Below are 428 nucleotides of genomic sequence, written 5' to 3' on the forward strand. Positions count from 1 at the left end.
TGCACGTGTGGGGCGAGTCCCACGTCAGACGGGTCGTGTTCGAGGGTCGCCGGGCGGTCGGGGTGGAAGTCGATAGACGGGGCGAACGCCTGGTCGTGCATGGCGGGGAAGTCATCCTCAGCGCCGGCGCGGTCAAGTCGCCCCACCTGCTGCTGCTGTCGGGCATCGGGCCGGCCGACGAGCTGCACCAATGTGACATCCCGGTGCTGCACGACTCGCCCTACGTGGGCAAAGACTTCACCGATCATCCGGCGGTGATGATCATGTATAAGACCAGGAAGACGCCCCACACTTATCCGGGCATGCCGATGCTGCAAACCGGCCTGCACTATACCGCCGAGGGCTCGACTACCCGGGGCGACATGGAAATTCTGCCGTTCTGTTTTTCGATGACCGACTCGTTCGTCACCGCCAGCCGCAAGGACGGC

Annotated in this window: 1 protein-coding gene; it reads left to right on the plus strand. The window is 64.3% G+C overall.

Going from position 1 to position 428, the window contains the following annotated elements:
- Positions 1–428 (plus strand): GMC family oxidoreductase N-terminal domain-containing protein (locus J4F42_18465; protein MCE2487503.1); only part of this gene is annotated, 428 nt, incomplete at both ends.

Source organism: Desulfurellaceae bacterium (assembly GCA_021296095.1).
GTDB lineage: Bacteria > Desulfobacterota > Binatia > Bin18 > Bin18 > JAAXHF01.